Here is a 384-nt window from a genome sequence, read left to right as displayed (position 1 = left end):
ATAAACTCCAACCTTAAATCCTTCTGAATAAAAACGCTCGCTTAATTGACTTCCATTTGTGTACCACTGTTGTTCATTACCATGCTTTTTTCCATTGAGGTACTCCGTTCTAGACTTTATAATTTCAGTCGTGAAATTCTCTAACAACACACCATTAAAAGGCTTTTGCTTGTAGAGTAAAACTCCATTATCTAACTTCAAGTTTTCGTCTGAAGCTCCTACAATATTTGTTTCAGCTGCCCTATTACAACCTACTGCAAATAGCATAATAAAGACGATATGACAATAAAAGAATTTCAACTAGCGTGATATATTTCCTGGTGTACCGAAAAATCCGTTTCCGTTTAAATAAGGGTCTTCACCAGTAATGTGATAATGATAAAT

At 34.4% G+C, this 384-nt stretch carries 1 protein-coding gene; it reads right to left on the bottom strand.

All coding sequences use genetic code 11. The annotated features are described in order from the left end of the window. A partial coding sequence (locus tag H4O21_RS28390) for a toxin-antitoxin system YwqK family antitoxin (RefSeq protein ID WP_220495875.1) occupies positions 1-300 on the bottom strand: 300 nt, incomplete at its 3' end. Positions 301-384: the final 84 nt, after the last annotated feature.

The organism is Oceanospirillum sediminis, assembly GCF_014164585.1.
Classification (GTDB): Bacteria; Pseudomonadota; Gammaproteobacteria; order Pseudomonadales; family Halomonadaceae; genus Oceanospirillum; species Oceanospirillum sediminis.
The sequence above is the reverse complement of the archived record's forward strand: the minus strand, read 5'-3'. Positions and strand labels throughout refer to the sequence as shown.